The sequence below is a fragment of the Glycomyces luteolus genome (genome assembly GCF_027622875.1).
GTDB lineage: Bacteria > Actinomycetota > Actinomycetes > Mycobacteriales > Micromonosporaceae > Glycomyces > Glycomyces luteolus.
The window spans coordinates 277,565-283,798 of record NZ_JAPZVP010000006.1; the positions used below are offsets into that span (position 1 = coordinate 277,565).

Below are 6,234 nucleotides of genomic sequence, written 5' to 3' on the forward strand. Positions count from 1 at the left end.
GAGCCGGTCGCCGAACAGGCGAAGGGCCGCCGCACCGGTTTCGGTGCGGCGGCCCTGCTCGTCGCGGGATTACATGCCGCCGAGGCCGGCGGTGAGCTCCTCGAAGTCGTGCAGGTTCGTCGACTCGGGGGCCTTGATGTCGTAGGTCCCGCCGATCTCGACGATCTCGCTGGTCATCGCCATGGTCATGCCCTCGATCTCGGGCATCTCCATGGTCATCGACTTGAGCAGGCCGTCATCGTCGAGGGTCACGGTGACCTCGGTGCCGTCGATCGCGGCGGCCGCGTCCGCGCCGCCCATCGAACCGGACAAGGCCGACATGGCCTCGGAGTCGGCGCTGAGGGTGCCGGTGAAGGTGTTGTCGCCGGTCTCCTCGACGTTCTCCAGCTCGGAGAGCATGAGTTCGGTCTGCTGCGCGAGGTCCATGCCGCCGTACTGCGCGTAGACCTGGGCCATCTCCTCGTCCGAGGTGAGGTCCATGGTGAACCAGGCGTCCTCGCCGTAGCTCTCGGCCATGGCGTCGAACATGCCGCCGGTCATCTGCATGTACATGACCTTGTCGAAGACGACGGTCTCGGTGTGCATGTCGCCGAGCAGGCCGCCCATCATGGCCTCTTCCTCAGCGGTCATCGTCTCGCCCGAGGCCTCCATCATGGCGCCCATGAAGATGTCGGCGCTGGCCTGGGAGTTCTCGCCCTCGTACATGCCGGTCATGGCCATGAAGTCGACGCCGTCGACGGTCATGGTGGACTCCATCTTGTACGAGGAGCCGTTCAGGTTCTCGACGGAGGCGAGGACGGCTTCGCCGGGGCTGAGCGCGGCGGCCGCGCCCTCCTCAGCGGCGGTGGTCGCGTCTTCGGCGGGCTTCTCTTCGGCGCCGCAGGCGGCCAGGCCGAGGCCGAGTGCGGGGACGGCGAGCGCGCCGATCAGGCGGGTGGCAGTGCGGGAGGACATGGGTGCTCCTGGGTTTCGGGGTGATCTGAGTTCCGTTTCAGAGCATAAGGGAGGGCCGCTACACCCAAGGTGCGGCGGCCCTCCCGATGACCGAATCGTTACCAGGCCGTTTGCAGCCGTTCGTACTCGGCGGCAGTGATCGGCAGCACCGTTCCGTGGCGCGGACTCGACGGCAGGTCGTAGTCGGCGACCGGCGTCCATTCGCCGGAGGCGAGGTCGGTGGTCTCGAACGGCACGTAGCCGCGGCCGCCGAACTCGTCGATGAACAGGTACCACTTGTCTTCCGTGTTGGACTTGAAGACCAGCGGCCCTTCGCCGGCGCTGATGGCGCCCGAGCCGACGCAATCGGCGAGGAACTGCCATTCGGCATCGGCCGCAAGGGAAGTGGCGGTCTCGGCGAGGATGAACTTGCCGCACGGGGTCGAGGCGGAGTTCGAGCGCTCGTCCTTGGTGAAGCGGTAGTACACGCCGTCCGACTCGATCATGGTCGAGTCGATCGTCGAGTAGCCCTGGTCGACCCACACCTGGGCTTCGGAGAAGTTGACGAAGTCGCGGGTCGTCGCGTACATCATCCGGTGGTAGAAGCCCTCGGAGTGGTCCTCGGTGGTGAACAGCGGGGACGCCCAGTAGACGACGTAGGCGTTCTGCTCGGCGTCCCAGTAGGCCTCGGGTGCCCAAGTGGCGCCGGCGTTCTCGGGCGAGACCTCGACGAGGCGGCCTTCGCTCCAGTTCACCAGGTCGTCGGATTCCCAGACCATGATCGAGAGGCTGCCGTGGCGCTGCGCCCGGTTCCAGTCGCCGTTGCCGTTGATCTTGAGGTCGGTGGCGATGAGGAAGAACCGGTCGCCTTCGGGCGAGCGGATGAGGAACGGGTCGCGCACGCCCTGCTCGCCCTGGTCGGAGGTGAGGATCGGCTGGGCGTCGTTCAGTTCGGTGAAGCTGAGCGGGTCGTTGCCGTCGCTGAGCGCCCCGTAGACCTGCTCGCCGGTGGGCGTGCCCTCGCCGGTGAAGTAGGTGAAGAAGTAGCCGGTGTAGTCGGCCTCGGCCGGGAGCGGCGGCACGGTGGCGGTGAACGTGAGCTTCTGCTTCACGTCGCCGCGCTCGACGATGGCCTTGAGCTTGACGGTGTAGGTCTCGCCGCCCGGCTCGGCGCGGTGCACCAGGCCGTCGTTGGAGATGACCGCCCGGTTGTCGGACTTCCATTCGATCGCGGAGCCGTTGTCGCCCTCGGTCGGCAGGTCGATCGCCGAGCGCACGTCGTCGAGGTTCGGGATCGCGATGGCGGCGGCGTCGAGGGCGACGGCCTCCTGGTCGTCGTATTCGGCGAGCACGGTCGCCGTGAAGTCGCGTTGCTCTTGCACAGAACCGAGGATAACGGTTGCCGTGAGGGTGACCGTCGCGTCGTCGGCGTCCATCGCCGGGCGGGTGACCGTGCCGTCGGTGCCGATCACACCGGGATCGCTAGATGCCCAAGTGATCTGGGAGCCGTTCGCGCCCCGGGTCGGCAGGTCGAGGTCGCCGGTGACGGCCGTCGTGTCGCCGAGGTCGATCGCGGCGGCGTCCTCGGCTGCCTTCTCGGCGCTGATGTGGGCGGCCTGCTCGCCGATCTCGGCGCCGGAGACCGCGCCGTCGTAGATCCGGAAGTCCGAGAAAGCGCCCTTGAAGAACCGGTCGCCGCTGTAGAGGGAGCGGCCGAGGTAGTTCGCGGTGGTCGCGCCCGCGCCGATGTCGCCGGGAGTGATGGTGACGGCCTCGTTGCGGGCCACTTCCTGGCCGTTGAGGTAGAGGACGGCGGTGCCGCCTTCGAGGGTGTAGGCGAGGTGGTTCCACGTGCCCCGGGCGAGGTTCTGGCCGGTCGAGGCGTTCTGCTCGCAGGTCCAGTGGCAGGTGGAGATCGAGGTCCGGTAGCCGTTGCCGGTGGTGAAGAGGTAGCCGTTCCCCCAGGAGCCGCTGGAGTTGCCGAGGCCGTAGATGAAGTACGGGCTGGCCTGGTCGGGCTCGATGTAGACCTCGGCGGTCACCGTGACCGCGTCGAGGCCCGCGAGGAGGTCGTCGGGCAGCTCGACGTAGTCGTCGACGCCGTCGAGGTGGAGGCCCTCGTTCCAGGTGCCGCCGCCGACGAGGGTGCCGTCGCGGCCGTTCCCGGACGCGTCGGCGACGACGCTGCCGGTCGTCTCGTCGAACTGGTACCAGAGGAGCGGACCGTCGGCTGGGGCGGCTACCGCCGCCGAGGCCGGAAGCGCCACTGCCGCAATGGCAACGAGGGCGCCGATGAATCGTTGAGACGTCACTGTCCAACCAATCTTCGCTCGAACGATCATGCAGGTGGGAATCTGCGTGATCGGTAACCGTGAGGGGTTGGGCCCAGCTTATTCCAACCATCGACATAAGTGAACATGCCAACGTCACGATTCTCGATCAATTTCGGCGATTCCGGCCGTCTGGACATCCGTCCCCATTCGCGCTTACGATGGCAATTAGATTGATATACCTCTATATCATCATTTCTTCGCTTTCTTACCCGGCACCAAGAGAGACAAGGAGCATCCATGCGACGCAGACTCCCCGCCATCGGCGCGGCGGTCGCGGGACTGGCCCTGGCCGTCGGCACCGCCACGGCATCAGCCCAGGAGGGCCCCGAGATCGAACCCCTCCAGGACCCCGCCTTCGACTTCAACACCGGCGACACCGTCGCCACCGGACTCGCCATCCCGTGGGGGCTCGGATTCCTCCCCGACGGATCGGGGATCGTGGCCGAACGCAACTCCGGCGACGTGCTGCGCATCGGCACCGACGCCGACCCGGTGGTCCTCGGGAACCTCGAGGTCGTGGGCGGCACCAGCCAGTTCGACGAGCGCGGACTCCTGGGCCTGGCGGTCTCGCCCACGTTCGCGACCGACGGATGGGTCTACGCGTACATCTCGACCGAGGAGGACAACCGGGTCGTGCGCTTCCACCTCGACACCTTCGATCCGGAGCCGGTGGTCACCGGGATCCCCTCCGCGCTCAACCACAACGGCGGGCGGCTGGCCTTCGGTCCGGACGGCAAGCTCTACATCACCACCGGCGACGCGAACGACACGGCGAACGCGCAGGACCTCGAGAGCCTCGGCGGAAAGATCCTGCGCGCCAACGCGGACGGGTCGGTGCCCGAGGACAACCCGATCGAAGGCTCGATGGTCTACACCTACGGGCACCGGAACGTGCAGGGCCTCTCGTGGGGCCCGGACGGCGAGATGTACGCGACCGAGTTCGGTCAGAATACCTGGGACGAGCTCAACCGCATCGAACCCGGGGCGAACTACGGCTGGCCCGAGGTCGAAGGCACCGGCGGCGATCCTGAGTACGTCGACCCGCTGGTCACCTGGACCACCGCCGAGGCCTCACCTTCGGGGGGCGAGGTCGTCGGCGACACCATGTACATCGGAGCACTGCGAGGCCAGCGCTTGTGGACGGTGCCGGTGAGCGGCGGCGAGGCGGGCGAACCGGTCGCGGTCCTGGAAGGCGAACTCGGCCGCATCCGCACGGTCGAACTGGGCCCGGACGGCTGGCTGTGGGTGACCACGTCGAACGGCGGCGGCCAGGACAAGGTGGTGCGGTACCGGCCGATCGGCGATTGATCGAACTGAACCGACCCCCGCGCGGTGCGCGGGGATCGGTTGCGCCCCTTACAGAATCATTCCGAAGCTACGGGTTGTCGCTCGCTTCCGTAGTCGGAGAGCCCGTGTTGTCCGGCGGTGTGGTTTCATCATCGGGCTGACTCGTCTCGGTGTCCGGAGAGGAGGTCTCAGAATCCGGCGATGAAGTCTCCGTATCCGGCGTCGAGGGCGTCTCGCTGGGCGTCTCGGAGGTCTCCTCCTCGGTGGACGGTTCCCAGTTCGAATCGTCGTCATCGTCCTCGGTCGACTCCTCCTCGGTAGGCGAGGGCGACTCGGAAGTCTGAACGGATGACGTGGACGGCTCAGGAGTCTTGATCTGGCCAGGTGTGCCGTTTCGGTCGTCGAGCCAGATGAGCAGGCCGATGAGGGCCAGGATCACGACCACGGACGCAGTGATGATCCACGGTGCGGCGCTGCGCTTCTCCTCTTCCTGCGCCATCGCGCCGGTGGGCTGCTCGGCGGTGTTGCCGCCTCCGGCGAGGCCGGCGCCGAGGAGGGCGGTCTGGTCCGAGCCGAAGTACTGGGCCTGCTGGCCGTCGGGCGGGGTCGTCGGCGCGACGGGGATGCCGCCGGTGACGACGCGGCCTTCGCGGGCGGAGCGGGCCATCTCGGCGGCCGAGGTGTAGCGGGCGCGCGGGTCCTTCTGGAGCGCCTGGAGGACGACTTGGGCGACCCCGGCGGGGATCTCGCGGGAGAGCGGCGGTGGGGCCTGGGTCATGTGGCCGTTCATGACCGCGACGGGCGTGTCGGAGACGAACGGCGGGCGGCCCATGAGCGCTTCGTAAGCGACGATGCCGAGCGAGTAGAGGTCGCTGGCCCCGGTGAGCTCGGCGCCGTTGAGCTGCTCGGGAGAGGCGTAAGCGAGCGTTCCCATGACGGTGCCGGTCTCGGTGAGGCCGGAGGCGCCGCGAGCGGCGGAGATGCCGAAGTCGACGATCTTGGCAGCCCCGGTCTCCTCGTCGACGAGGAGGTTGGCGGGCTTGACGTCGCGGTGGATGATGTCGTGGCGGTGCGCGGTCTCGAGGGCGTCGGCGGCGGCTGCGACGATGCTCATGACCTCGGCGGGGGGCAGGGTGCCGCGGTCGCGGAGGATCTCGGCGAGCGAGCGGCCGCGCACGAGTTCCATGATGAGGTAGGAGACTTCGCCGTCGTCGTTGGTCTCTTCGCCGTAGTCGTAGAGCGCGACGATGCCCGGCGACTGGAGGGCCGCGACGGCGCGGGCCTCGAGCTGGAAGCGGGTGCGGAACTTGTCGTTGCTCGACAGTCCAGCGTGGAGGATCTTGATGGCCACGGTGCGGCCGAGCCGGGTATCGGTGCCCTTCCAGACCTCCCCCATACCGCCCGCGGCAATCCGCTCATCCAATCGATAGCGACCCGCCACCAAGGTCCCGCTCTGCACGTCGAACCCGCTCCTCTTACTCCTGCATCGGCCGGATGTTACATATAGCAGCCGTCAGCGGTCCGCGGCGGCCGCCTTCACGGACTCCTGCCAGTCGGAATTGGCTGAGGGGCAACCGGGCACGCATCGAACGAACGGCGGCCCGGGCCGGAGGCCCCGGCCGCCCCCGACGACAGCGTTGGGCGAACCGGCGACCGCCGCGGGTCCCCCTTCCGCGTGCGG

The 6,234-nt window shown here is 68.0% G+C and carries 4 protein-coding genes; 1 reads left to right on the top strand and 3 read right to left on the bottom strand.

Annotation, left to right across the window (positions count from 1 at the left end; translation table 11 throughout):
- Nucleotides 1–69: 69 nt before the first annotated feature.
- The gene (locus tag O1R50_RS10095) at nucleotides 70–954 is read right to left on the bottom strand and encodes a hypothetical protein (protein WP_270109885.1); all 885 of its coding nucleotides are present in this window, start codon (nucleotides 952–954) and stop codon (nucleotides 70–72) included.
- Nucleotides 955–1,052: 98 nt separating this feature from the next.
- A complete protein-coding gene (locus O1R50_RS10100; RefSeq protein ID WP_270109886.1) occupies nucleotides 1,053–3,245 on the bottom strand; it encodes an immunoglobulin-like domain-containing protein in 2,193 nt (730 codons plus the stop codon).
- A 258-nt stretch (nucleotides 3,246–3,503) separates the two neighbouring features.
- On the opposite strand from O1R50_RS10100, the gene O1R50_RS10105 reads away from it, so the two are divergent.
- Nucleotides 3,504–4,574: a PQQ-dependent sugar dehydrogenase gene (locus tag O1R50_RS10105; protein ID WP_270109887.1), complete on the top strand. Its 1,071-nt coding sequence runs from the start codon at nucleotides 3,504–3,506 to the stop codon at nucleotides 4,572–4,574.
- Between the two features lie 67 nt (nucleotides 4,575–4,641).
- Here O1R50_RS10105 and O1R50_RS10110 read toward each other — a convergent pair whose 3' ends face one another.
- Entirely contained in the window at nucleotides 4,642–6,012 is a 1,371-nt protein-coding gene (locus O1R50_RS10110; protein ID WP_270109888.1) for a serine/threonine-protein kinase, read from the bottom strand.
- Nucleotides 6,013–6,234: the final 222 nt, after the last annotated feature.

Bases quoted from the DNA above. Each gene is read 5' to 3' on its own strand.
- O1R50_RS10095 (WP_270109885.1), bottom strand. From the start codon at position 954: ATGTCCTCCCGCACTGCCACCCGCCTGATCGGCGCGCTCGCCGTCCCC.
- O1R50_RS10105 (WP_270109887.1), top strand. From the start codon at position 3,504: ATGCGACGCAGACTCCCCGCCATCGGCGCGGCGGTCGCGGGACTGGCC.